A 22,893-nucleotide genomic window follows, 5' to 3' on the forward strand; every position below is an offset into this window, starting at 1 on the left:
ACGAGGGTAGCATGACGAAAAAACACCCCACCCTCGAAATTTTTATATCAATCTTTAAAAAATTTCGGGGTGGGAATCGAACCCACTAGAACCAGTTTCTAACGCTGGTGGCGCACCATTTGCCTTCCCCATTCATCAATTTGAAAATGATAATCACGACACAAATTGATTATGGTTTCATTCAGTTTATAATCGTATAATACTTTATCTAGTCAAAAAAATAAACTAGTTTTTTTTATTTTTTTTGTAAATTATTTTTCCATCAATCATAGTTAGTACAGGCTTGGCTAAATAATGGAAAGGATGATGAGTCCATAACACGAGATCGGCGTCTTTTCCAACCTCGATGCTTCCAATTCTATCCTCTAACCGCAAATTTCGCGCTGGGAATATGGTGATTCCTTCTAGTGCTGTTTTCTCGTCTAACCCTTCTCTTACTGCGACAGCAGCACAAATATTTAAATACTGAATGGGTGTATAAGGATGGTCTGTTGTTATAGAAACTTCCACACCATTTTTGGATAATATATGGTAAGTATCCCATGTCTTGTTTTTTAGTTCGATTTTAGAACGGCGTGTCAGAGTGGGACCAACTGAAACCTTCAAATTGTGTTTCGAAAGCTCTTCAACAAGAAAGTGTCCTTCTGTACAATGTTCAATACGTAGATCGAGGTTGAATTCCGTTGCAAAGCGTAGCGCAGAACTAATATCATCTGCTCGATGGGCGTGGATACGTACGGGTATTTCACGACGTAATGCTTTTAAAATAGGAAGCATTCGAAAATCAGCTTCGTGCCCGTAGTGTTGTGCTTCATAGAATGATTCCCGAAGTAACCCCATAATCCCCATACGTGTTATGGATTCTTTTGTTCCATTACTATGGACTTTTTTAGGGTTTTCTCCAAAGGCAATCTTTAAACCAGCAGGTTCTTGAATAATCATATGATCAATACAAGTTCCAGCTGTTTTTATTACACAAGTAGTACCCCCGATAATATTTTGACTGCCAGGCATAACGTGAACGGTTGTAATTCCATTTTGTACAGCGTCTTGAAAGGCGATATCGAGAGGATGGATTCCATCTAAAGAACGAATATGTGGTGTTGAAACTTCAGATGTTTCATTGGCATCATTTCCAGCCCAACCAGTACCTTCATCATAGAGACCAAGGTGAGTATGGACATCAATAAAGCCAGGTAAGAGATGGAGTGCTCGTGCATCTATAACGGTCATATCTTGAGTAGGTTGAATAAAAGGTTTGACCTCGGTAATTCGCTCTCCTGTAACGAGTACATCGCCTTGAAACTTTGGAGATGTAATAGGGTATACAATGGCTTGTTTGAGCAATATTTTCATAGGTACCTCATTTCTGTTACTTTATAATGCTAATGGAAGTTAAGGGAAAGTAACTGAAAGGTTATTTGTATGGTAATGCTTCGGATCCTAGAAAATGAAAGTTTTAAAAGGGCCCATGTAAAATTGTGTTTTAGAAGTACTACATTGTATGCGAAAGTATATTTTGTAATGCATGGTCTATTGCCGGAAATGTGTATTGGTATCCATGTTTAATTGCTTTACTAGGTAATACATGTTGCCCTTCTAGTACAAGTATGCTCATCTCACCTAATAAGGCGTGAAGCATAAATGAAGGGACAGGCAGCCAATGTGGTTTTCTCGTTGCAGCAGCGATGGTCTTTCCAAATTCCTTCATTCTTATAGGTGTTGGTGCTGTCATATTAAGAGGACCATCAATTTCTTTTTTGTGTATGATGAAATCCATCATACGAACGACATCGTCTATATGAATCCATGATAACCATTGTTTCCCAGAACCAATGGTGCCGCCGATATAGAATTGATAGGGAAGTAACATTTTTGGCAAGGCTCCGCCATCTGCACCTAATACAACGCCAAATCTTGTGTAAATTGTTCTTATTCCGAGAGAACATGCTTTAGCTGCTTCTTGTTCCCATAAAAATACTGTTTCTGCTAAAAAGTCATTTCCAGGAGTTTCTTGTTGCTCAGTAAAAGACTCTACTTCAGATGTTCCGTAGTATCCAATAGCACTTGCATTAATAAATGTATGTGGTTTTTTATGGAGTGCCTGCAATTGTTTAATGAGTCCTTTTGTTGTTTGAATTCTACTGTTTAAAATGGCTTTCTTTTGTTTCTTTGTCCATCTACTATTAATAGACTCTCCGGCTAGATTAATAACTACATCAATAGAAGAGAGGGGGAAGGTTTGTAAATCTGGTGTCCATTGAACATACTGAAGTTTAGGGTCGGAAGTTTCAGTAGTTTTTTTTCGTGTGAGGATGTAAACAGTATATCCTTTTTGAACAAAAAAAGTAGAAAGATATTTACCGATAAAGCCTGTACCACCAGAAATTGCGATTTTCACAAGTATTTCCTCCTCATTATATATATTCTTGAAAAGAAAAAATGTTCCTCGACTATGTTAAAATAATAGAGAGGTGAGAGTATGGCTGTCATTACAAAAATAGAAGTACAAAAACGATCGAAAGAACGATTTAATATTTATATTGATAAAGGCCAAGGTGAAGAGTACGGGTTTAGTGTGGATCAAGTAATCTTAATGAAACATGGATTACAAAAAGGCTTAGAAATTGATGAAATAGAGTTAGGAAATATTTTGTACAATGAAGAGGTACAAAAAGCATATTTACAAGCAATCTCCTATTTATCCTATCAAATGAGAACAAAACAAGAAATAGAAGATTTTTTACGAAAAAAAGAAGTGGGACAAGCCATCATCTCTGAAGTCGTTTCGAAATTATTACATGACCGATATATTAATGATAAAGAGTACGCTGTTTTATATACGCGAACGCAAAGTAATGTGAATCGAAAAGGTCCAACTGTTATTAAAAGAGAGTTGTTAAATAAAGGTGTTCAAGATTTACTTATTATGCACAGTTTACAAGAATATCCGAAGGAAAAGCAAATTGAGAATGCCTTGTTTCTCATAGAAAAGAAGAAAAAATCTTATCAAAAGCATTCTTTTTTACAAATGAAGCTAAAGTTAGATGAGATGCTTGTTCGAAAAGGATATTCTAGAGAAGTAATTCAAATTTGTTTGGAAGAATTGAAAGACGAAAGAGATGACGAAAAGCAACAAGAAGCGTTACACTATCATGGGAATAAATATTATGAGAAATATAAGAAGCATGTTGGATGGACATTTGAAAACAAGATGAAGCAAGCGTTATATAGAAAAGGATTCTCTATTGATGAAATTGAGATATTTTTGCAAATGAAACGCGAAGAGGAATGAGGAGAATAAGATGAATATGCCAAAACGCTACAGTGAAATGACACCGCATGAGCTAAGGGAAGAAATTGGCGCTTTGAAGGAGCAAGCAGTAAAAGCTGAGCAGCTTGGGATTGTCAATGAATTTGATGTATTAATGAGAAAAATGGCAATGGCTCGTGCTTATATGACGGATATAAACAAGTTCCGTATTGGTGAAATATATGAATTAGTAGAAGAACCTGGTGTATTATTTAAAATTACGTATTTCAATGGGGTATTTGCTTGGGGATATAAGCAAAATGATAATGAAGAGATTGGCATACCAATTTCCTTATTGCAAGAAAAATAAAAACCAGAGAGCACATATCTCTCTGGTTTTCATCTTTGGTAGGCGTTAAAGGAGATAGGAGATTCTAAAATTGGCGTTTTTTACATTCATTTGCCAATATAATGAGAGACTGGGTTTGTTGCGTCTGTCCGTTAACTTGCGCTTTCGCATGTTTTGGACGAGTCCACGTATGGTTAAATAATTCAGAACGACTATCTAAGCGATCACGGTAGCTCATCTTTATCACCTCGTGTAGGAAGTTAATTTAATTTGTACTACTCTTCCTGCTGATTTGCAGCACGCATACGTTCTTGTGGGTGCGTGTTAATTGTGCCGTTAGGTCGCTTCGAAGCGAAGCGTGATTTCGCTTTCGGCTGACCGTCGATTTTGCTGTTGTTTTTTGACTCAGACCAAAATTCGGCTTGTTTACCCATCGCGAACGCCCTCCTCCTCATCAGTTGATACCTCTTTAAGAAGTATCACTTATAGAATGTGCAAAACAGAAGAAACTATCCTTTAGAAATGAAGGGATAAATAGGTAAAAGGAGATTAGAACATGAATGATATTTATGAAGCATTAACGAAAGAATTATTAGACAAGAATGACAAGCTTTCTTACGGACAAGCTCGTGCATGGGTTGAATTACTTTGGGAAGATTTTCAAACAACTTATGCAAAATCAGGGCGTTATCAAGGTGAGGAAATGACTGAGCAAGTGGTACGATCATGGATTAATAATCATGGTGTACGCCTTCATGAAATGCGTACAAACAATCCGAAGTATAGTCATTTAATTAATCAAGAAGATCATTTGAAACATTAAAAAAAGCGACTTGAGTCGCTTTTTTTAATGTGGAAGTAATTCCAGTTTTTTTCGAAGTTTTTCTTCACTAAAAATCCATCCCGTATAGGAACTAATAATATTTAAATTATGGTCTAGCTGAACAATCGCGACAAATGGATAATAATCTTTACTTCGATACCGTAAATCAATGAATCGTACTTCGTAATAATGATCATGATCAAAAATATCCCAGCGATATACAGGAGAGAAAGATAGGAAGGCCGAGATGTTTTCATCTTGTTTAGCTGCTCGCATAATATCATTGTCTGGGAACGGTACCCGATCGAACTTGTCATATATCATGATGTTACCACGGTGCCACCTCGCAACGTAGTAATAATCAGCTGTAACGACTGCTAAATGATAATGATAAAATCGGTAAGAAGGAGAAATGATAATCTTTTCGACATTTTTGAAACGTTTGTGTACAACGCTTCTTATATTTCTGTGCATCATAATTCGTCCGATATAGTAAACAATCATTAATATATATGCTGCTAAGGCTGTGTATCCTTTATGAGAACCGACGAGCATGCAAGCAATTGCAAGTATATGGATAAAGAAAATTACGGTATCGAATGTATTAATCACGCCGAGTGCGACCCATTTTTTTGTGAAAGGCCGTAATGCTTGTGTACCATAGGCGTTGAAAATATCTACAAAGACGTGAAGGAAGACTGCAATAAATGACCAAAGTAGTAGATGAAGATATGGAGCGTCTGAAAAGAAGGCGAAAGAGATGCCACTTATAAGGAATGACCAAAGAATTACCGCGGGAATGGAATGAGTAACTCCGCGATGATTTCTTATATATTTAGCGTTATTACGCAATTTTAAAACTGTGTCAATGTCAGGAATGTTGGAACCAGCAATTGTAGCAAGCATAACAGCTTGTGGGCCAATATCACTTTGTGCTATGGCTGGGTCTAATGTTGCTAAGCTACCTAAAGTGATACCCATAACAAGGTGAGTGGCTGTGTCCATAGAAATCCACCTCCGTTTTTTATTAATGTAACTCTTTTTATTCGATACCTCAAGTCCTTTGCCTTCAATTTCCTATGTCATCTTACTTAAATTTTTTCCTAAAATCTTTATAATAGTACTTATATGCAAAAAAATGAGGGGGATCAAGTTTGACACTTGAAATACTAAAAAATTTTAATATAGAGCAGTTTCAAAATGATTTAATTGGTTGGTTTGAAGAAGAACAGCGCGACTTACCGTGGAGAAAGAATAAAGATCCATACCGCGTTTGGGTTTCTGAAATTATGTTACAGCAAACAAGAGTAGAAGCTGTAAAACCATATTACGCAAATTTTATGGGGAAGTTTCCTACACTTGAAGCGTTAGCGAACGCAGATGATGAAGAAGTATTAAAAGCATGGGAAGGTTTAGGGTATTATTCTAGAGCACGTAATTTACATGCGGCAGTAAAAGAGGTAAAAGAAGTATACGGCGGGGTTGTACCAAGTGATGTAAAGAAAATTGAAAAGTTAAAAGGAGTCGGACCATATACAAAAGGTGCTATTTTAAGTATCGCATATGGTATACCAGAGCCGGCAGTTGATGGAAATGTTATGCGTGTATTATCTCGCATTTTATCAGTATGGGATGATATTGCAAAACCAAAGACTCGAAAAGTTTTTGAAGAAATTGTGCGTGAAATTATTTCGAAAGAAAATCCATCTTATTTTAATCAAGGTTTGATGGAGTTAGGTGCATTGATTTGCATTCCAAAAAATCCATCTTGCTTACTTTGTCCTGTACGTGAGCATTGCAGAGGATATGCTGAAGGTGTTCAAAAAGAACTACCAGTAAAAAGTAAAGTGAAAGCTCCTACAATGGTACCGCTTGTTGCAGGAGTACTTCAAACTGAAGATGGTCGTTACGTTATTAATAAACGTCCAAGTAGCGGATTATTAGCTAATATGTGGGAGTTTCCGAATATTGAACTTGGCGAAGGGATTCGAAGTCAGAAAGAACAGCTTATAGATTATATGAAGGAAAAGTTTGAGCTTTCGATTTCTATTGATGAGTACGCAATGAATGTACAACATACATTTACACATCGTACTTGGGATATATTTGTATTTTACGGAAAAGTAACCGGTGATATTGTTGAAACAGATACATTGAAACTTGTATCGAAAGAAGCATTTGAGCAGTTACCTTTCTCTAAATCGCATCGTACGATTTATGAGAGTTGTGTTGAGAAAATTACAATGCAATAAACAAAAAAGTGTTCCCTAAATTGGGAACACTTTTTTAATCGTAAGAAATTTTTGTCCCATGAGTCCAACTGGCATCACCTTCTTGTAAGCCGCCCCTTGATTCGATCTCTATTACAATTTCTTTATAAATACTTTGCCCTTCCGCATTTAAATAGGGCAAAATCTGTTGTAATGAATGATGAAAATAAGCTAATTCATCTTCTTTCCATTCGTTTTTTGAAAGCATCGTTAGTTCAGTCATATCGCGTCCTATATACATATTTCCACCTCCATTTTCTATAGTTTGAATGAGTAACAAGAGATATATGCGGAATTTTTTTAAAAGAAAATTACGGATAGCTTCTAGTTGAATTGGTTACATTATTGATTGTGGAGGTGAGAAAGATGAGTAAAAAACAACAAGGTTATAACAAGGCAACTTCTGGTGCTAGTATTCAAAGTACAAATGCTAGTTATGGTACAGAGTTTGCAACTGAAACAAATGTACAAGCAGTAAAACAAGCAAACGCACAATCAGAAGCAAAGAAAGCACAAGCTTCTGGTGCACAAAGTGCAAACGCTAGTTATGGTACAGAATTTGCAACTGAAACAGACGTGCATGCTGTGAAAAAACAAAATGCTAAGTCAGCTGCAAAACAATCACAATCTTCTAGTTCAAACGAGTAATGAAAGAAAAACACTTCTCCAATTCGAGAGAAGTGTTTTCTTTGTGTGCGGGTCATTGTAATGAAAAGAAAGTGAACGACATAACTTCTAATAAGTCAACAAATGTTGTCAAAGGAGAAGGAAGTTAAAGATTAGAAATATGTAATTAGGAATAATAACTGATGAATAAGTCCAAAAGGGGGTAAGTAATGAACGATTTTGATAAGTTGGTAGGGGAGCAATTAGAAACGATGGATGAGTTGTTAAAGTTACAAGCACATCTAGAGAAGTATCAACAAATTGAAATGAATGAAAAAGAAACGTGCGATAAAAAAGAACTGCATTTTATCCGTCAGGAAATATATAGAACAGAAGTAGCGTTGAAGATGTTACATGAGAAATTTGAAGAACAAACGAATAGTGTAATCCAATCTTTTGCAACTGAAAAAATGATTTCAAATTTAGGATAAGATATATTATTGCCTTCAGGTGAAAAGTCCTTCAAATAGAGAGGGGCTTTTTCTATTACATGTCCTCGTTTATAAATAATACAGTACAATCCTTGTGTTCTGAGAAGATTGGGTATTATTGTATTCAACGATAAACCTCCTGCATATTCAGTGTGGAAAATAGAGTCTTATCCCTTTAGTTTTAAAATTTTGACAAAAAAGTTATAATAGAAGAAAAGTGAATGCCGTTCAAAGGGCATTTGCAGTTGAAAGAAGGGAGCATATATGGGATTTCCCAAAGAAGGAGAAAAAGTACAAATACATAGTTATAAACATAATGGCTCCATTCATAGAATGTGGGAAGAAACAACAATTTTAAAAGGGACACAGAGTCTTGTGATCGGAGCGAATGATCGTACAGTAGTTACAGAATCGGATGGCCGAACATGGATTACGCGTGAACCAGCAATTTGTTATTTTCATGCCAACTATTGGTTTAATGTGATTGGGATGCTTAGGGAAGAGGGCGTATATTATTATTGTAATTTAAGCTCCCCTTTTGCGTATGATTCTGAAGCATTAAAGTATATTGATTATGATTTAGATATTAAAGTGTATCCAGATATGACATATACGCTTCTAGATGAAGATGAGTATGAAAAACATAGTCAAATTATGCAGTATCCACCTGTTATCGATACAATTTTAAAACGAAATGTAGCACATTTAACACAGTGGATTCATCAAAGAAAAGGTCCGTTCGCACCAGACTTCGTAGATATGTGGTATGAACGATATTTAATGTACAGAAATTAAAACAAACCTGCAGGGGGCTTCCCGGCAGGTTTGTCCTATTAGAGGGGGGATTATGTGCAGGGCATAAAAAGATATTTACAATTTGTTAAACCATATCGATGGCTTATCGCTATTACAATTATTATTGGACTAGTTAAGTTTGGTATCCCACTTATTATGCCGTGGTTATTAAAGTATATTATCGATGATGTAATTCAAGGCGGAGGTTCACTTCAAGATAAAACATCTCAATTAATAACAGCGATTGGAATTGCTTTTTTTATTTTTGCGGTATTAAGACCACCGATTGAATATTATCGTCAATATTTCGCGCAGCGTATCGCAAATACAATACTGTATGATTTGCGGAAGTATATTTTTGGTCACTTACAAAAATTAAGTTTACGTTATTACTCCAATACAAAAACAGGAGAGATTATTTCGCGTGTCATCCATGATGTAGAACAAACGAAGGATTTTGTAATTACTGGTTTGATGAACGTCTGGTTAGATACTGCAACAATTGCTATTGCCATCATTGTTATGTTTTCTATGAATATAAAATTAACATTTGTTGCGTTATTGATTTTACCTATTTATGTAATTGCAGTGAAATATTTTTTCGGACGTCTTCGGAAATTGACGAAAGAGCGTTCACAAGCGTTAGCGACGATGCAAGGATATTTGCATGAACGTATTCAAGGAATGCAAGTGACACGTAGCTTTGCGTTAGAAGAGTATGAGGGGAAGCAGTTTGAAAAAAGAAATAATGAATTTTTAACGAAAGCATTAACCCATACAAGTTGGACGGCGAGAACATTCTCAGCAGTAAATACGTTAACAGATTTAGGTCCATTACTTGTGATTGGTTTTGCAGCATATGAAGTAATTCAAGGGCAGTTAACGCTAGGGACGATGGTAGCTTTTGTTGGATATATGGATAGTTTATATAGTCCGCTTCGCCGCCTTGTTAATTCATCTACAACATTAACACAATCTTTTGCATCGATGGACCGTGTGTTTGAACTGTTAGATGAAAAATACGATATTGTTAATGTGCCAAATGCGGTACAAACGAAAAAATTAAATGGAGAAATTGTATTTGATAATGTTTCTTTTCGTTATAATGCAGATGAAAAAGAGATATTACACAACTTGTCATTAACTATGCAGCCTGGAGAGAAAGTAGCGCTTGTAGGAGCGAGTGGGGGAGGAAAGTCATCTCTTGCTAGTTTGATCCCGCGTTTCTATGATGTTTCTGAGGGAGCGGTTTATGTAGATGGGATAGATGTAAGAAAGTATAATATGAGAAATTTACGTAGTAATATTGGAATTGTACTGCAAGATAATTTATTGTTTAGCGATACAATTGGAGCAAATATATTATATGGAAATCCGAAAGCTACAGAGCAAGAAGTGATTGCAGCTGCCAAAGCTGCGCAAATTCATGATTTTATTATAGACTTACCAGATGGTTATAATACTGTCGTTGGAGAACGTGGTGTAAAGCTATCGGGCGGGCAAAGACAACGTGTGGCAATTGCACGAGTGTTTCTAAAGAATCCGTCGGTACTTATATTGGATGAAGCAACTTCGGCATTGGATTTAGAAAATGAAAGGTATATTCAAGAGGCGCTTCAGACGTTAGCTGCTGACAGGACGACGATTATAATCGCACATCGATTAGCGACGATTACGCATGTTGATACGATTATTTACATTGAAGACGGTGAGATTAAAGAGACTGGTTCTCATGAAGAGTTAATGCGAAAAAAAGGATTTTATTACAATTTATATCAACTTCAACATATAACAGAAACAGCTCCTTTAGCATAAAAGGAGCTGTTTTTTTATTCGTCTTCTTTTTTATCATCGATTTGGAGTTCTTTTTCTGGTTTATGGTATGTGTAGAAGCTATCTACAAGTAAATCTAAATGCTCTACTTCTTCACTATAGTTAATAATGGAAGAAATAAGAGGGAAGAGATGTAGCCATGTTTTATATGCTTCTTCATCGTCCTTATTTTGATATTCCATAAAGATATCAATTAATTCTTGTTTACCTGTTTCAACTTCATCAAGCATCTCAACAGATTGTTGTTTTTTTGCTTTACCAATAAATTTTAATAAAACTTGTTCATGATAATGCGTTAATGAGTCAAGTTCGTTTTGTATAGATTCCTGAAACTCTTCCGGCATGTAACGCAGTTCGTTTTCAGTACGGTGTAATGATTTTAACGTACTTAAAGCACGGCTTGTTGTCGCTAACATTTGTCTGAATAAAACGAGCTTACGAATTTTTGCGAACTTTACTTTTTTCGTGTAGCTTCTTTCTTCTTTATACAGCAAATAGTAATGGTTTAATTTGATCATTTTTTCTTTCATACGATCAATATCAGTTTTTAGCGTTGTAAAATCAGAAGCTTGCCTGCTATTCATTCGAATCCATTTTACAATTTCTTCTGTATTATCAACGATACGATGATAAAGTTTTGTTTCATATTTCGGCGGCATAAATACTAAATTTACAAGTGAAGCCGCAATAATACCAATCATAATCGTCGCAAAGCGAAGTAAGGCAAAACTAAAGAAATCTTCGCCTTGATACTCCATAATGGCGATAACTGTTACTAAAGCAATTGATATTGTGTTTTCTAATCGTAATTGCAGTGTAAGAGCAATTACTAATATACATGTTAATCCAATAATAAAAGGATTATGTCCAAAAGCAGTAGCAAATGCGATAGCAAATATCGCACCGATTACATTTGCTTGAATTTGTTCAAGTGCGGTTAAATAAGAACGGTATACAGACGGTTGAACAGCAAAGATAGCTGAAATTCCCGCAAATACCGGACTCGGTAATTGAAGTAAAATACAAGCAAATAAAGCTAACGTGATGGCAATACCCGTTTTTAAAATGCGAGCACCAAGTTTCATACCCTTAATAAGATCCTTTCTCTTGTCATAATGAATGTACAACATGATACTATACATTCATTACAATATGTTAGCAAGTGATATTTTAGTGACGTTAAAAGAAATTAGTATTCATTTTATCGCGCTAATTGTGAACAGTAAGATTCCCGCCTCTAAATTCAGTAGCTGGATGCCGGTAAACGCTCAATTGCTGTAGGCTAATTAAAGTTTCACTTTATAATTTTTCCTAATTTCTTTTAAACATCAGTTTTTAGTAAAAAGACCTGCTGAATTTCAGCAGGTCTCAAATTGTTACTATAGATTACTATGAGAAGTGTACTTCGTCAATTTTTTCTTAATAATGAAAATTACTCATGTTACTCTGTTGAGATAGATGGATCTGCCTGTTCTTTTTTCGGGATAATTTCAAAAAACTGGTTCTGTATATCATCTAATAACGGGGTTAACAAAGCAACTTCCTCATATTGCTCATGCTCGTTTAGTACACGAATATAGTCTAACAATAATTCAGTTACATCTTTCAAACCGTTTTTACTAATTGGTTGTAATGTAACATTTGCCCCTTTTGCGATTCTTCTTTTTAAGGCTTGTTCTGTTAAGCCTAAGTTTGAATCATGACGTAAATAAACAACACCGCCAGTCATGCCGGCGCAAATCCATGGACCAGGGTCACCTAAAACAAGCGCTCGCCCATTTGTCATATATTCAAAAGCAAACCCTTTAATATTGGAGTATGCCCCTATATTCCCGTGCTCTTTTTCACGGAGTGGTTTTGTTATTCTACCGCCAATTATCATGTCTGCCCCAGAAAGGCGAATGCCAGCGCGAGCATCAGCGTTCCCTTGCACGTATAGTGCCCCTTTTTGTGCACCATATCCAAATCCTTTTCCGACAGAACCGTTATAATATACTCCATCTTCTCCTTTTGATTTCGTTATATAAATACCACCACCAAAGGAAGTTTTACCAATGCCATCTTGTGCGCCGCCATTTACGTGTATAAATAAATTTTCACTATTGTAAGCACCTAACCCATTTCCGGGAATAGAACCATTCGTATACTTTAATGTAAGTGGTTCAAGTTGAGTAGCTTCATATAGTTTACTGCGAACGCGATAACATGATTCTAGACCACCCATAACGCGTTGCTCTACACCAACGCCTACTAATTCTTTTGAGTCAGCGGAATGAACGGTTTTAAATTGTTTTTCCGGCACGTCTTCTGTTGTTGTAACAGATGGATGTTCTATTATTTGTAGTAAATTACGTAAGTTTAATAAATTTTCGCCTCGAACTTGCTCTAATAAATCAGAACGCCCAACAATTGTTTGTAAATTTGTATACCCAAGCTGTCCTGTTAATCGTTGTAGTTCTACACCGAAAGAGGTGAATAAATTTAACAGGCCGGCAACTGCGCTTTCTAATTCGCGCGGGACGAAGCGGCGTAATCCGTGTTCTTTTGCTTGTGCTTCAGACTCGATTTGTGTCGCAATTCCAACATGGCAAGTATCTAGATGGCACCCACGGCAAGTAGTACAGCCGATTGCAATCATTGATAGTGTGCCAAATCCAATACGGTTTGCTCCGAGGAGCATGATTTTCAAGGCATCATTTACACTTCGAATACCACCATCTGCCCAAATCTCTACTTTATGTCTCATGCTTGCTTCTAATAAAGCGTTGTGAGCGGCTTTAACACCAATTTCTACAGGGAGACCTACATGCTGCAATGCGTGAATACGTGCAGCACCTGTTCCGCCATCGAATCCGCTAATGTTAATAAAATCAGCGCCAGCTTTGGCGATACCGACAGCAATTGTTCCGATATTAGGAACGACAGGGACTTTCACGGCTACTTTGGCAAGTTGATTAGCTGTTTTAATTTCTGTAATCATTTGAGCTAAATCTTCAATTGAATAAATATCATGGTTATTAGAAGGTGAAATTAAATCTGAGCCGATTGTCGCATTACGTGCTTCAGCTATTTTGGCTGTCACTTTTGAACCAGGTAAATGTCCACCCTCTCCAGGCTTTGCGCCTTGACCGATCTTGATTTCAATTAAGTTTGATGAGTTTAGTAGTTCGGCATTTACTCCAAATCGTCCAGATGCCACTTGTTGTCCACGTGTATGTGGGTATTTCCCAATCATATCTTTAATTTCGCCGCCTTCACCGTTCAAGCTAATCATATTTAGCTGATCGGCCGCTTCTGCATATGCGCGAAAGGCGATTTCGTTTTGAGAACCAAATGACATAGAACTAATAATAAATGGTAAATTATGATTTTGAATGCCGATAGATACTTCTTCAGTTGGAACGACATGTTTTGTTTGTTTCGTTTGAACAAGGTGTCTGATTGCGATTGGATTATTCTCTTCTAGTTCACTTAACTTGTCACGGTAATCATCATAAGAATTTCCTTTTGCAACATCGCCAATTGCTTTCCAAATTCGCGGGAATATATGAAATGATTTTCGCATTCTAATTTTAGGATTGTTATAATCCTCTGCTCGTATTTTTGCATCTTCAGTAAGTGATTCAAGTGAAAAGGCTAAATCATTTGAACCGAAGAAATTTGTAATTTGTAATATATTTGCGATTTCTTCATGTAACCCAATAGATGAATAGAGACGTCCGTAACCACGTAACTCATGAATTCCAATTGTTGAAATGACTTTTTCTAATCCTTTATTAAGTGCATTATACAGATTCGTAATTGGTGTTTTTGTTCCATCATTTACAGTGGCGAATAATAAATATGGATTAATACCATCTGCTCCTAATCCATATAGCGTGACAATGTCATGTAAGGAGCGAAGAGCACCAGAACGTATAACGAGAGAACAATTGCGGCGTAATTTATTTTCACTTAATGCTTGATGTACTTTAGCAGTAACTAAATGTGGATCAATCCACAATCGTTCATTTAGATGGGCTTTTGCGTCATCTAATACTAGTAGGGAAGCGCCATTGTTAACAGCAGCTATCGCTTCAAAACTAATGCGGCTTAATGCACATTGCAGAGTTTCTGACGAGCTGAATGTAGCAGAGATTGTGGCGATAGAGTTATGAGTCTTAAATAGCTCTATGAGTTGTTCGTACGTAATTGTGTGTAATTCCTCTGCAATAGGTTGTGCCACGCTGCCTTCTAAAATAATTGGTGAAAGCATTTCAACTACAAATGGCCGTTTTGCGCCACTTAATAAACTTGGACGCTCTCCAAGTACAGTACGTGTAGAGAAGTGTTCAATTTCACGGTCACGGTCAATTGCAGGGTTTGTAACAACAGCTACACTTTCTTTAATAAAGTCAGCGATATTTCGTCTATCAGTATCGAGTGCGGCAAGTGGTGAGTCATGCCCAAGTGAGCGTATTGGCTCAACGCCTTTTGTTGCCATCTGTTCAAGGAGCTGAATATGTTCTCGGTCCCATCCGAAAGCGACATATTGTTTCGTTTCAACTTGAACAGAATCACATAGCCCTTGGATTTTTTTCGTTTCAGGGATAGATAAATTTAAATGGTAATTGGTAGTATCAATTCGCTTTTTAAAACGGTTATATACTTGGATTTGATATTTGTCATATTCATAAAGAACAAGTTCATCTTGTTCATTCCATTTTAATCCAACCTTTTCTCCAGGGGCGAGTGGTTTTGGTTCTGCTACATATTTAGTTGGTGATACAACTCCAGGTTCAGAAGAGAAAATATAAGAGCTCTCTGTCTCTACTTTCCATACTGGGCGTAATCCAAGGGGATCAACACTGAAAACAGCTTCATCTTTAAAACGGGAAATGATGCCAGCTGGTCCTTGTGCAAAATGTCCCCATGCTTCACGTATATACGTATATAAATCTTGTAAAGGTGTTTCATAAAGTTTAATTTCATTAATAATTGGAGGGAACAATATTTCCATTGCTTCAAATAAACTGTAGTCGTATTGAACAAGTAGAGTTTCTAAGGTGCGGTTTAAATCTTGAGAGTCACTGCCTCCAGCAGTAAGTGGTACATCAATCATTTCAGCTTGATCGCGTAATTTTGCAATTGTGTTAATTTCACCATTATGTCCGAGAATGCTAAATGGTTGTACACGAAAAAAATTAGATAATGTATTAGTAGAGTAGCGGTTATGTCCTAATGTCATAGTTGAAGCGATAAGTGGATGTTGTAAATCATTATAGTAGGCAACAAGTGTATCACCAGCACCTAGAACTTTATATACAACATGATCACGACTTAATGAAGCAACATGAATTGCTTCGTTTTCCTCTATTTTTATTGTGACAGAAAATAATGTTTGCTCAATATTTGTAATTTCGTTTTCTGCGATAAGGGCAACTTGCCAAAATAAAGGTTCTTCTTGTTTACCAAGTGGACCGAGTGCATCGGAGTTTGTTACATCATCACTTTCGAAAATGATTGTAAATTTTTTGTTGTTTAATTGCGTACGAATATAATCTTTTAAGATAGTAATGTTTTCTTTTTTATTTAGAAAAAAATGTCCAACGATAAAGTGGGGATGATCCACAATCGTTGGATTATATCCGCTACTTTTTAGTTTTTCATTCCAAAGCGCTTTTGGTACATCAATGTGAATGCCGATGCCATCGCCCTCACCATTAATGAAACCAGCTCTATGATTCATTTTGACGAGTGATTGAATACAAAGGTCAATGTTTTCTTTTGTAGCAATTTTTCGTTTCTCCATAACGGAAACGATTCCACACGCATCGTGTTCTGCATTTCTATAATCTCGAAATAAAGACGGTGTCCATGTATTTTTTGTATTGAGCATCCGTCAATCCCCCCTCTTGTAAAAGTTAGAATAATCTTACTATTTAAGGTGCGAATCACCTTGTACACAGAGATAGTAATGCTGTAAAAGAATATAAAACAGATAATTATGAATAATTATACTATTAATACGGGATTTATGAAATAGAAAAAAGGAAAAAAGAAAGGTGAGCTTTCTTTTTTCCTTTTAATGACGGGATTATTTATTGTCTGCTAGGGCAGCAAATGCTCTGCCGACAGCTTCGATTGTATATTCAATATCTTCTTTTGTATGTTCTGTCGTTAAGAACCATGCCTCGTATTTAGAAGGTGCTAAGTTAACTCCTTCTTGAAGCATAAGCTTGAAGAATTTACCGAACATTTCACCGTCTGTATCTTGTGCGGCATCGTAATCTTCAATTGTATTTGTTGTGAAGTATACAGTTAAAGCTCCTTTTAGACGGTTTAATGTAATGTCGATATTATGTTTCGTTGCTTGCTCTAAAATTCCTTTTTCAAGCATTGCACCAAGTTCATCTAATTTCTCATAAAGTCCTTCTTGTTGAAGCACTTCTAGACAAGCGATACCTGATGCCATAGAAGCAGGGTTTCCTGCCATTGTACCAGCTTGGTATGCAGGTCCAAGCGGAGCAACTTGTTCCATAATTTCTTTCTTACCACCGTAAGCACCGATCGGTAAACCGCCGCCAATAACTTTACCAAGCGCTGTTAAGTCAGGTGTCACACCAAGTAAGTCTTGAGCACCACCGTACATAAAGCGGAAAGCAGTAATAACTTCATCGTAAATTACTAGTGCGCCAGCTTCGTGAACAAGTTCATTCACTTTTTCAAGGAATCCTGGTTTAGGCTCTACAATACCGAAGTTTCCAACAATCGGTTCTACAAGGATAGCTGCTACTTCATGACCCCATTTATCTAACGCCTCTTTTAAAGTTTCTACATTATTAAATGGAACGGTAATAACTTCTTGTGCGATACTTTGTGGTACGCCAGCTGAGTCAGGAGTTCCTAAAGTAGAAGGACCAGATCCAGCTGCCACAAGTACTAAATCAGAATGGCCGTGGTAACAACCAGCAAATTTCATGATTTTTGTGCGACCTGTATAAGCACGAGCAACACGAATCGTTGTCATCACTGCTTCTGTACCAGAGTTTACAAAACGGACTTTATCTAATGCAGGCATTGCTTCTTTTAACATTTTTGCGAATTTTACCTCTAGCGCTGTTGGTGTTCCGTAAAGTACCCCATTTTCAGCAGCTGTTGTAATTGCTTTTGTTATATGCGGATGAGCATGTCCGGTAATAATAGGACCGTATGCTGCTAAATAATCGATATATTTATTTCCGTCTACATCCCAGAAATAAGCGCCTTTCCCGCGTTCCATAGCAACAGGAGCGCCGCCGCCAACTGCTTTAAAAGAACGAGAAGGACTGTTAACACCGCCAACGATATGCTCTAAAGCTTCTTTATGTAATTCTTCTGACTTTGTGAATTTCACTACAATTCATCTCCTTACAAAAATCTATGTATTATTCTAACATGTTTTTCGAAAAGACGTATTGTTTGTGATAGCGAAGGCAGTTGGGTAAACTATTCGTTGTGACATTTAGGAGGGGGGTCCGATTATGAAATCGGTAATTGAGGTACAAGGGTTACGTAAAGAGTTTACAGCCTATTCAAGTCGTCCGGGCTTAAAGGGTGCATTTCGCGATTTATTAAATCGTAATTATAAAATAGTACCAGCAGTAAATGATGTATCTTTTACTGTAAAGCAAGGTGAAATGGTTGGTTATATCGGTGAGAACGGTGCTGGTAAATCAACAACAATTAAAATGCTTACGGGGATTTTGACTCCGACATCAGGGCAAATCACAGTAAATGGAATGAATCCACATAAACAAAGAGAAGAATTTGTAAGAACAATTGGTGTTGTCTTTGGACAGCGCTCGCAACTTTGGTGGGATATTGCAGTCCAAGAATCGTTTCGTTTATTAAAGAAAGTGTATGGTGTATCAGACGCTCAGTATAAGGAGCATATGGAGCACGTAATTGAAACGTTAGATATAGGGCCTTTATTAGATAAACCAGTTCGAAAATTATCTCTCGGTCAAAGAATGCGTTGTGAATTAGCAGCAGCCTTAATTCATAATCCACCGTTATTATTTTTAGATGAGCCAACAATTGGGTTAGATGTACTTGTGAAATTGAAAATACGTGAATTTTTAAAAGAAATGAATGAACGTTATAAAACAACAATTTTATTAACTACTCATGATATTACGGATATTGAAGCTTTATGTGAGCGTGTTATCATGCTGGATGAAGGAAATATTATGTATGACGGTTCTTTAAATAATCTTCGTACGCAGTGGGGAGCAGAGAAGGAAATACACTTTCAGTTTGTTGCACCAGTTTCCTATCAAGCTTTATCAATGGTTATGCCAGATAATCATGTCGTTTGGTCGAAAGCAAAAGAGGAAAATGCATGGGTTGCAAAAATTCCGAATGAAGAAGTTATTATTTCAATGCTGATTTCTAAAGTAGTACAAGCCTTTCAAATTAAAGATTTAAAAATTAACGAAGTGTCTACAGAGGAAATTATTCGTAACATTTATGAAGAAGGTATTACGCATGGGTAAGTATATTGAAATGATTCGAATTCGCTTTTTAATGATGCTTGCGTATCGTACAAATTACTATAGTGGGATTTTAATTTATACGATTAATATCGGTGCTTACTATTTTTTATGGCAAGCAATTTATAGCGGAAAAGAGAATATTGAAAGTTTATCTATTTCGCAAATGACCACGTATATCGCAATCGCGTGGATGGCACGTGCCTTCTATTTTAATAATATAGATAGGGAAATTGCGATGGAGATTCAAGAAGGACGTGTGGCTGTAGAATTAATTCGTCCGTATAACTATTTGGGAATGAAAGTTATGCAAGGTCTTGGCGAGGGGATATTCCGTTTTGCCTTCTTTTCCATTCCAGGCATGGTTATCGTTACGTTATTATTTTCGTTGCAAATTACAACGAATTTTCAAACTTGGTTATATTTCTTCTTATCCTTAATATTTAGTTTTATTATTAATACACAAATTAATTTAATGACGGGAATGCTTACGTTTTTCCTATTTAATAATAGTGGGATTATGTATGCAAAACGCGTTGTTATTGATTTATTTTCAGGTCTATTATTACCAATTAGTTTTTATCCGTTATGGGCCCAAAAAGCAATGATGTTTTTACCGTTTCAGGCTATTAGTTATATTCCAAGTATGATTTTTTCTGAAGGTATACAGGGGAGTAAGTTGTATGAGGCTTTAGTATTTCAAGTGATTTGGGCGATTGTACTTATTATTCCAATTGTACTCATGTGGAGAACGGCGAGAAAACGTCTAATTGTACAAGGGGGATGATGAGATGCTATATATAAACTTATTTTTACAATATGCAAGTCAATATATAAAAACGAAATTGGAGTATCGAGGCGATTTTATCGTTGGTTTACTTTCTGATTTATCGCTTCAAGCAGTTAATTTAATATTTATTCTCGTTGTATTTGGGCATACACAAGCATTGAAGGGATGGAGTCGAGAAGAGGTAATCTTTATTTATGGTTTCTTTTTAGTACCATTTGCCATCTTTTCAGCTTTCTTTAATATATGGGATTTTAATGATCGATACATTATTAAAGGGGAGATGGATCGTGTATTAACGCGACCGATCCATAGCCTATTTCAAATTATATTAGAGAGAATGGAACTTGAATCTTTAATTGGAGCCATTACAGGGATTGTTGTAATGGGATATGCAGCTGTGGAGTTACAATTATCTTTTTACTGGTATGATTTCTTCTTATTTATATTGATGGTAGGAGGAGGAGCACTTGTATATGGAGGGATATTTGTTACGCTTGCGAGCCTTGGTTTTTGGTCGGATGCGAAAAGTTCAATTATGCCCCTTATGTATAACATAGGTAATTACGGGCGCTATCCTGTTAATATTTATAATCGTGTAATTCGTTTCATTTTAACGTTTGTTTTACCGTTCGCGTTTGTTGGAGTATATCCAGCAGCGTACTTTTTAAGAAAAACAGAATGGAATAGTTATGCATTCGCGACGCCACTTGTTGGTGTTATCTGTTTTACGATTGCAATCAACCTCTGGAACCAAGGAGTAAAAAGATACCGTGGCGCGGGTAATTAATTATAGAAGCTTGTTCGTTTCTAAGGGATAAATCAGTCCTCCACCTCATACATATAAAATGAGGTGGAGGACATGTTATGGGGATTTATTCTATTAATTGCAGCAATCGCTATTTTGAAAAGTGTCCAATTATTATGGAGTTCCTATTCAGATTCAACGCGTTTTTTTTCGCTGTATAATTTGGCCACATTATTTTTGATCTATACAACAGTACTGATCGCGTTTGGATTAAGTTACGTTGTATTAGAGGAAATGGGTTTCGCAGTTTTGAAAGAGGACGGAGAAAGTTTGAACGCTCATTCTTTTCAACTCGTTGAAGTTTGTTTATATTTTAGCGCAGTTACTTTATTGTCTGTTGGATATGGTGACATATCTCCGATTGGAATTGGGCGATGGATTGCAATTGCAGAAGCGCTAATTGGATATACACTCCCTTTTGCTTTTGTGATGAGGTCTGTAATAGACAATGAAAAATAAGGAAGCATTTGTTATAGTAAAGGAAAAGAGTAGGAGTGATAACAATGATTACAGTAGGAGAAATGGCACCAGAATTCACATTAGAGGGAAGTAACGGAGAAGAAGTTAGCCTAGCTGATTTTCGCGGTAAAAATGTAGTTCTCTATTTTTACCCGAAAGATATGACGCCAGGATGTACAACTGAAGCATGTGATTTTCGTGATGCGTATGGAGTATTTCAAGAGAAGGATACGGTTATTCTTGGAGTAAGTCCTGATTCAGCGAATAGACATTTGAAATTCATTGAGAAACATGAATTGCCATTTACACTTTTAGTAGATGAAGATCATAAAGTAGCAGAGTTATACGATGTTTGGAAGTTAAAAAAGAACTTTGGGAAAGAGTATATGGGAATCGAGCGTTCTACATTCCTTATTAATAAAGACGGTGAACTTGTAAAAGAGTGGCGTAAAGTGAAAGTGAAAGGACATATTGAGGATGTTCTTTCTTATATAAAATAAATCTACGTTGGAGATAAAATATGCAGAAACAAGGCAAGTGTCTATACATATTTTACTGCCTTACATAAAGTGGAAGTGTAGGGCATACCTCCTCAGATGATAGTATTCCAAGTGCGATTATGTCGCACTTTTTTCTATGTAATATATGAAGAAAAAGGGAAAGATACATAAAAACAAGTCCTGAATATAAAAATAAACCACATACTTATAGTAGAAATATTGACGATTTATAAGAAAAGGAGTACACTCTTTATAAGAATTATAAAATAATAATCCGTATAGAATCGGGGTGCATGACGGTGGTCAAAGAAGAATTAAAAGAAGCGCTAGAAATGCTGAAAAATACGGGTGTACGCATTACTCCACAGCGTCATGCTATTTTAGAGTACCTTGTGGAATCAATGACGCACCCAACAGCGGATGATATTTATAAAGCATTAGAAGGTAAGTTTCCAAATATGAGTGTTGCAACTGTCTATAATAACTTACGTGTGTTTAAAGAGGTTGGACTTGTAAAGGAATTAACTTATGGAGACGCTTCAAGTAGATTTGATTATGTTACAAGTCAACATTATCATGTGATTTGCGAAAAATGTGGTAAGATTGTTGATTTTCCTTATGGAGGCTTGGAAAAGCTGGAAGAGGAAGCTGCGAAAACGACAGGCTTCGTTATCAATAGTCATCGCTTAGAAATTTATGGCGTTTGTCCAGAGTGTCATAAGGCGTAATATATAATAAAGAAAGAGGATGACGGCTATACGTCAGCCTCTTTCTTTATTATATAAGGATTAGCGTGAGGTTAATCGGGATTTACAGTGCTAAGTTAGTAAGAAGGGTTAGATAAAAGTTTGTCGAATTTACTTTGTATTGGTGGAAATGAATTCTTGGAGGGGACATTTTGAAGAAATATGAGATTAAAAGTGACATTCCAACATTGGAAGAATATAAATATTTATGTGATTCTGTGGGATGGACTAATTATATGAACTTTGAGATGGTGGAAATATCACTTCAAAATTCGATTTACTGTATAACAGTCAAGGATAATAATCAAATCATCGGCATGGGCAGAATTGTTGGTGATGGGGCTATCTATTTCTATATTCAAGATATAGTGGTTCATCCAGAGTATCAAAAGAATGGTATTGGAAAGAAAATAATGAATACTTTAGTAGAATACTTAAATCAGAATGCTCCAGATAAAGCATTCATTGGTTTGTTTGCGTCGCAAGGGAAAACGTCATTCTACGAAAAATATGATTTTAAAGATTATTCGCCTAACATGACAGGGATGTTTACTGTTATTTCGAAAAAATAGGTGTAATAAATTTAATAAAACAATTAAAAAGTTGATTTCTTAAGAAATCAACTTTTTAATGAGTTGAAACGTTTGTAGTGTTGCAAAC

At 36.2% G+C, this 22,893-nt stretch carries 24 protein-coding genes; 15 read left to right on the forward strand and 9 right to left on the reverse strand.

What is annotated here, in order from left to right; genetic code table 11:
- Window positions 1-225: 225 nt before the first annotated feature.
- Together MHH27_RS02930 and MHH27_RS02935 are read right to left on the reverse strand one after the other, a co-directional pair.
- Entirely contained in the window at window positions 226-1,356 is a 1,131-nt protein-coding gene (locus MHH27_RS02930; protein ID WP_000698297.1) for an amidohydrolase, read from the reverse strand.
- A gap of 139 nt (window positions 1,357-1,495) precedes the next feature.
- A complete protein-coding gene (locus tag MHH27_RS02935; RefSeq protein WP_000684406.1) occupies window positions 1,496-2,401 on the reverse strand; it encodes a TIGR01777 family oxidoreductase in 906 nt (301 codons plus the stop codon).
- An 81-nt stretch (window positions 2,402-2,482) separates the two neighbouring features.
- On the opposite strand from MHH27_RS02935, the gene recX reads away from it, so the two are divergent.
- Both recX and MHH27_RS02945 read left to right on the forward strand, forming a co-directional pair.
- Window positions 2,483-3,295: a recombination regulator RecX gene (gene recX / locus MHH27_RS02940; RefSeq protein WP_090978258.1), complete on the forward strand. Its 813-nt coding sequence runs from the start codon at window positions 2,483-2,485 to the stop codon at window positions 3,293-3,295.
- 10 nt (window positions 3,296-3,305) lie between these two features.
- Entirely contained in the window at window positions 3,306-3,623 is a 318-nt protein-coding gene (locus tag MHH27_RS02945; protein ID WP_001057023.1) for a YfhH family protein, read from the forward strand.
- A 64-nt stretch (window positions 3,624-3,687) separates the two neighbouring features.
- Here the strand turns inward: MHH27_RS02945 and MHH27_RS02950 are convergent, their stop codons facing one another.
- Window positions 3,688-3,840 (reverse strand): YpzG family protein, encoded by a 153-nt coding sequence (locus MHH27_RS02950; protein WP_000122093.1) that lies wholly within the window; start codon window positions 3,838-3,840, stop codon window positions 3,688-3,690.
- A gap of 37 nt (window positions 3,841-3,877) precedes the next feature.
- The gene (locus MHH27_RS02955) at window positions 3,878-4,036 is read right to left on the reverse strand and encodes a small, acid-soluble spore protein K (RefSeq protein WP_000517891.1); all 159 of its coding nucleotides are present in this window, start codon (window positions 4,034-4,036) and stop codon (window positions 3,878-3,880) included.
- Between the two features lie 122 nt (window positions 4,037-4,158).
- On the opposite strand from MHH27_RS02955, the gene MHH27_RS02960 reads away from it, so the two are divergent.
- Entirely contained in the window at window positions 4,159-4,425 is a 267-nt protein-coding gene (locus tag MHH27_RS02960; protein ID WP_000998159.1) for a YfhJ family protein, read from the forward strand.
- Window positions 4,426-4,449: 24 nt separating this feature from the next.
- Here MHH27_RS02960 and MHH27_RS02965 read toward each other — a convergent pair whose 3' ends face one another.
- Entirely contained in the window at window positions 4,450-5,430 is a 981-nt protein-coding gene (locus MHH27_RS02965) for a metal-dependent hydrolase (RefSeq protein ID WP_000379115.1), read from the reverse strand.
- A gap of 149 nt (window positions 5,431-5,579) precedes the next feature.
- On the opposite strand from MHH27_RS02965, the gene mutY reads away from it, so the two are divergent.
- Window positions 5,580-6,677, forward strand: coding sequence for an A/G-specific adenine glycosylase (gene mutY / locus MHH27_RS02970; protein ID WP_340941606.1), 1,098 nt, complete (start codon window positions 5,580-5,582; stop codon window positions 6,675-6,677).
- A 34-nt stretch (window positions 6,678-6,711) separates the two neighbouring features.
- On the opposite strand, the gene MHH27_RS02975 is transcribed toward mutY, so the two are convergent.
- Window positions 6,712-6,936: a hypothetical protein gene (locus tag MHH27_RS02975; RefSeq protein ID WP_000275439.1), complete on the reverse strand. Its 225-nt coding sequence runs from the start codon at window positions 6,934-6,936 to the stop codon at window positions 6,712-6,714.
- A gap of 125 nt (window positions 6,937-7,061) precedes the next feature.
- Between MHH27_RS02975 and MHH27_RS02980 the strand changes: the two genes are divergently transcribed.
- The 4 genes from MHH27_RS02980 to MHH27_RS02995 all read left to right on the forward strand — a co-directional run bounded on the left by MHH27_RS02980 (window position 7,062) and on the right by MHH27_RS02995 (window position 10,402).
- Window positions 7,062-7,343, forward strand: coding sequence for a gamma-type small acid-soluble spore protein (locus tag MHH27_RS02980; RefSeq protein ID WP_000039034.1), 282 nt, complete (start codon window positions 7,062-7,064; stop codon window positions 7,341-7,343).
- 188 nt (window positions 7,344-7,531) lie between these two features.
- On the forward strand, window positions 7,532-7,792 hold the full coding sequence (locus tag MHH27_RS02985; protein WP_000997578.1) for a YgaB family protein: 261 nt from the start codon (window positions 7,532-7,534) through the stop codon (window positions 7,790-7,792).
- Window positions 7,793-8,056: 264 nt separating this feature from the next.
- Entirely contained in the window at window positions 8,057-8,587 is a 531-nt protein-coding gene (gene ntdP, locus MHH27_RS02990) for a nucleoside tri-diphosphate phosphatase (protein ID WP_000506627.1), read from the forward strand.
- A gap of 54 nt (window positions 8,588-8,641) precedes the next feature.
- Complete coding sequence (locus MHH27_RS02995) at window positions 8,642-10,402, forward strand: ABC transporter ATP-binding protein (protein WP_001161604.1); 1,761 nt, start codon at window positions 8,642-8,644, stop codon at window positions 10,400-10,402.
- 14 nt (window positions 10,403-10,416) lie between these two features.
- On the opposite strand, the gene MHH27_RS03000 is transcribed toward MHH27_RS02995, so the two are convergent.
- From MHH27_RS03000 to hemL, 3 genes are all read right to left on the reverse strand, one after another.
- Window positions 10,417-11,505 carry an aromatic acid exporter family protein gene (locus MHH27_RS03000; RefSeq protein WP_000765787.1) on the reverse strand — a complete coding sequence of 363 codons (1,089 nt, stop codon included), beginning with the start codon at window positions 11,503-11,505 and terminating at the stop codon, window positions 10,417-10,419.
- 356 nt (window positions 11,506-11,861) lie between these two features.
- Window positions 11,862-16,298 carry a glutamate synthase-related protein gene (locus MHH27_RS03005; protein WP_340941609.1) on the reverse strand — a complete coding sequence of 1,479 codons (4,437 nt, stop codon included), beginning with the start codon at window positions 16,296-16,298 and terminating at the stop codon, window positions 11,862-11,864.
- 198 nt (window positions 16,299-16,496) lie between these two features.
- On the reverse strand, window positions 16,497-17,795 hold the full coding sequence (hemL, locus tag MHH27_RS03010; RefSeq protein ID WP_053565316.1) for a glutamate-1-semialdehyde-2,1-aminomutase: 1,299 nt from the start codon (window positions 17,793-17,795) through the stop codon (window positions 16,497-16,499).
- Window positions 17,796-17,922: 127 nt separating this feature from the next.
- On the opposite strand from hemL, the gene MHH27_RS03015 reads away from it, so the two are divergent.
- The 7 genes from MHH27_RS03015 to MHH27_RS03045 all read left to right on the forward strand — a co-directional run bounded on the left by MHH27_RS03015 (window position 17,923) and on the right by MHH27_RS03045 (window position 22,805).
- Complete coding sequence (locus MHH27_RS03015) at window positions 17,923-18,936, forward strand: ABC transporter ATP-binding protein (protein WP_000843655.1); 1,014 nt, start codon at window positions 17,923-17,925, stop codon at window positions 18,934-18,936.
- The gene (locus MHH27_RS03020; RefSeq protein WP_000521519.1) at window positions 18,929-19,720 is read left to right on the forward strand and encodes an ABC transporter permease; all 792 of its coding nucleotides are present in this window, start codon (window positions 18,929-18,931) and stop codon (window positions 19,718-19,720) included. Before MHH27_RS03015 ends, MHH27_RS03020 begins: the two co-directional genes overlap by 8 nt.
- A gap of 4 nt (window positions 19,721-19,724) precedes the next feature.
- On the forward strand, window positions 19,725-20,510 hold the full coding sequence (locus tag MHH27_RS03025) for an ABC transporter permease (RefSeq protein WP_000965774.1): 786 nt from the start codon (window positions 19,725-19,727) through the stop codon (window positions 20,508-20,510).
- A 72-nt stretch (window positions 20,511-20,582) separates the two neighbouring features.
- Window positions 20,583-20,987, forward strand: coding sequence for a potassium channel family protein (locus MHH27_RS03030; RefSeq protein WP_000964343.1), 405 nt, complete (start codon window positions 20,583-20,585; stop codon window positions 20,985-20,987).
- A gap of 44 nt (window positions 20,988-21,031) precedes the next feature.
- Window positions 21,032-21,487, forward strand: coding sequence for a thioredoxin-dependent thiol peroxidase (gene bcp, locus MHH27_RS03035; RefSeq protein ID WP_000633711.1), 456 nt, complete (start codon window positions 21,032-21,034; stop codon window positions 21,485-21,487).
- 299 nt (window positions 21,488-21,786) lie between these two features.
- Window positions 21,787-22,215 carry a peroxide-responsive transcriptional repressor PerR gene (perR, locus tag MHH27_RS03040; RefSeq protein WP_000237829.1) on the forward strand — a complete coding sequence of 143 codons (429 nt, stop codon included), beginning with the start codon at window positions 21,787-21,789 and terminating at the stop codon, window positions 22,213-22,215.
- 170 nt (window positions 22,216-22,385) lie between these two features.
- A complete protein-coding gene (locus MHH27_RS03045) occupies window positions 22,386-22,805 on the forward strand; it encodes a GNAT family N-acetyltransferase (protein ID WP_098235981.1) in 420 nt (139 codons plus the stop codon).
- Window positions 22,806-22,893 lie beyond the last annotated feature (88 nt).

It is taken from the genome of Bacillus sp. FSL L8-0152, assembly GCF_038006365.1.
Lineage (GTDB): Bacteria > Bacillota > Bacilli > Bacillales > Bacillaceae_G > Bacillus_A > Bacillus_A cereus.

What these genes read in the sequence shown, in the direction of transcription:
- MHH27_RS03025 (WP_000965774.1), top strand. Translation starts at nt 19,725, where the DNA reads ATGCTATATATAAACTTATTTTTACAATATGCAAGTCAATATATAAAA.
- MHH27_RS02955 (WP_000517891.1), bottom strand. Translation starts at nt 4,036, where the DNA reads ATGGGTAAACAAGCCGAATTTTGGTCTGAGTCAAAAAACAACAGCAAA.
- MHH27_RS03005 (WP_340941609.1), bottom strand. Translation starts at nt 16,298, where the DNA reads ATGCTCAATACAAAAAATACATGGACACCGTCTTTATTTCGAGATTAT.
- MHH27_RS03020 (WP_000521519.1), top strand. Translation starts at nt 18,929, where the DNA reads ATGGGTAAGTATATTGAAATGATTCGAATTCGCTTTTTAATGATGCTT.
- MHH27_RS02980 (WP_000039034.1), top strand. Translation starts at nt 7,062, where the DNA reads ATGAGTAAAAAACAACAAGGTTATAACAAGGCAACTTCTGGTGCTAGT.
- MHH27_RS02965 (WP_000379115.1), bottom strand. Translation starts at nt 5,430, where the DNA reads ATGGACACAGCCACTCACCTTGTTATGGGTATCACTTTAGGTAGCTTA.
- MHH27_RS02975 (WP_000275439.1), bottom strand. Translation starts at nt 6,936, where the DNA reads ATGTATATAGGACGCGATATGACTGAACTAACGATGCTTTCAAAAAAC.
- bcp (WP_000633711.1), top strand. Translation starts at nt 21,032, where the DNA reads ATGATTACAGTAGGAGAAATGGCACCAGAATTCACATTAGAGGGAAGT.
- MHH27_RS02960 (WP_000998159.1), top strand. Translation starts at nt 4,159, where the DNA reads ATGAATGATATTTATGAAGCATTAACGAAAGAATTATTAGACAAGAAT.
- MHH27_RS02930 (WP_000698297.1), bottom strand. Translation starts at nt 1,356, where the DNA reads ATGAAAATATTGCTCAAACAAGCCATTGTATACCCTATTACATCTCCA.
- MHH27_RS03030 (WP_000964343.1), top strand. Translation starts at nt 20,583, where the DNA reads ATGTTATGGGGATTTATTCTATTAATTGCAGCAATCGCTATTTTGAAA.
- recX (WP_090978258.1), top strand. Translation starts at nt 2,483, where the DNA reads ATGGCTGTCATTACAAAAATAGAAGTACAAAAACGATCGAAAGAACGA.
- MHH27_RS03015 (WP_000843655.1), top strand. Translation starts at nt 17,923, where the DNA reads ATGAAATCGGTAATTGAGGTACAAGGGTTACGTAAAGAGTTTACAGCC.
- MHH27_RS02985 (WP_000997578.1), top strand. Translation starts at nt 7,532, where the DNA reads ATGAACGATTTTGATAAGTTGGTAGGGGAGCAATTAGAAACGATGGAT.
- MHH27_RS02950 (WP_000122093.1), bottom strand. Translation starts at nt 3,840, where the DNA reads ATGAGCTACCGTGATCGCTTAGATAGTCGTTCTGAATTATTTAACCAT.
- MHH27_RS03000 (WP_000765787.1), bottom strand. Translation starts at nt 11,505, where the DNA reads ATGAAACTTGGTGCTCGCATTTTAAAAACGGGTATTGCCATCACGTTA.
- ntdP (WP_000506627.1), top strand. Translation starts at nt 8,057, where the DNA reads ATGGGATTTCCCAAAGAAGGAGAAAAAGTACAAATACATAGTTATAAA.
- MHH27_RS02945 (WP_001057023.1), top strand. Translation starts at nt 3,306, where the DNA reads ATGAATATGCCAAAACGCTACAGTGAAATGACACCGCATGAGCTAAGG.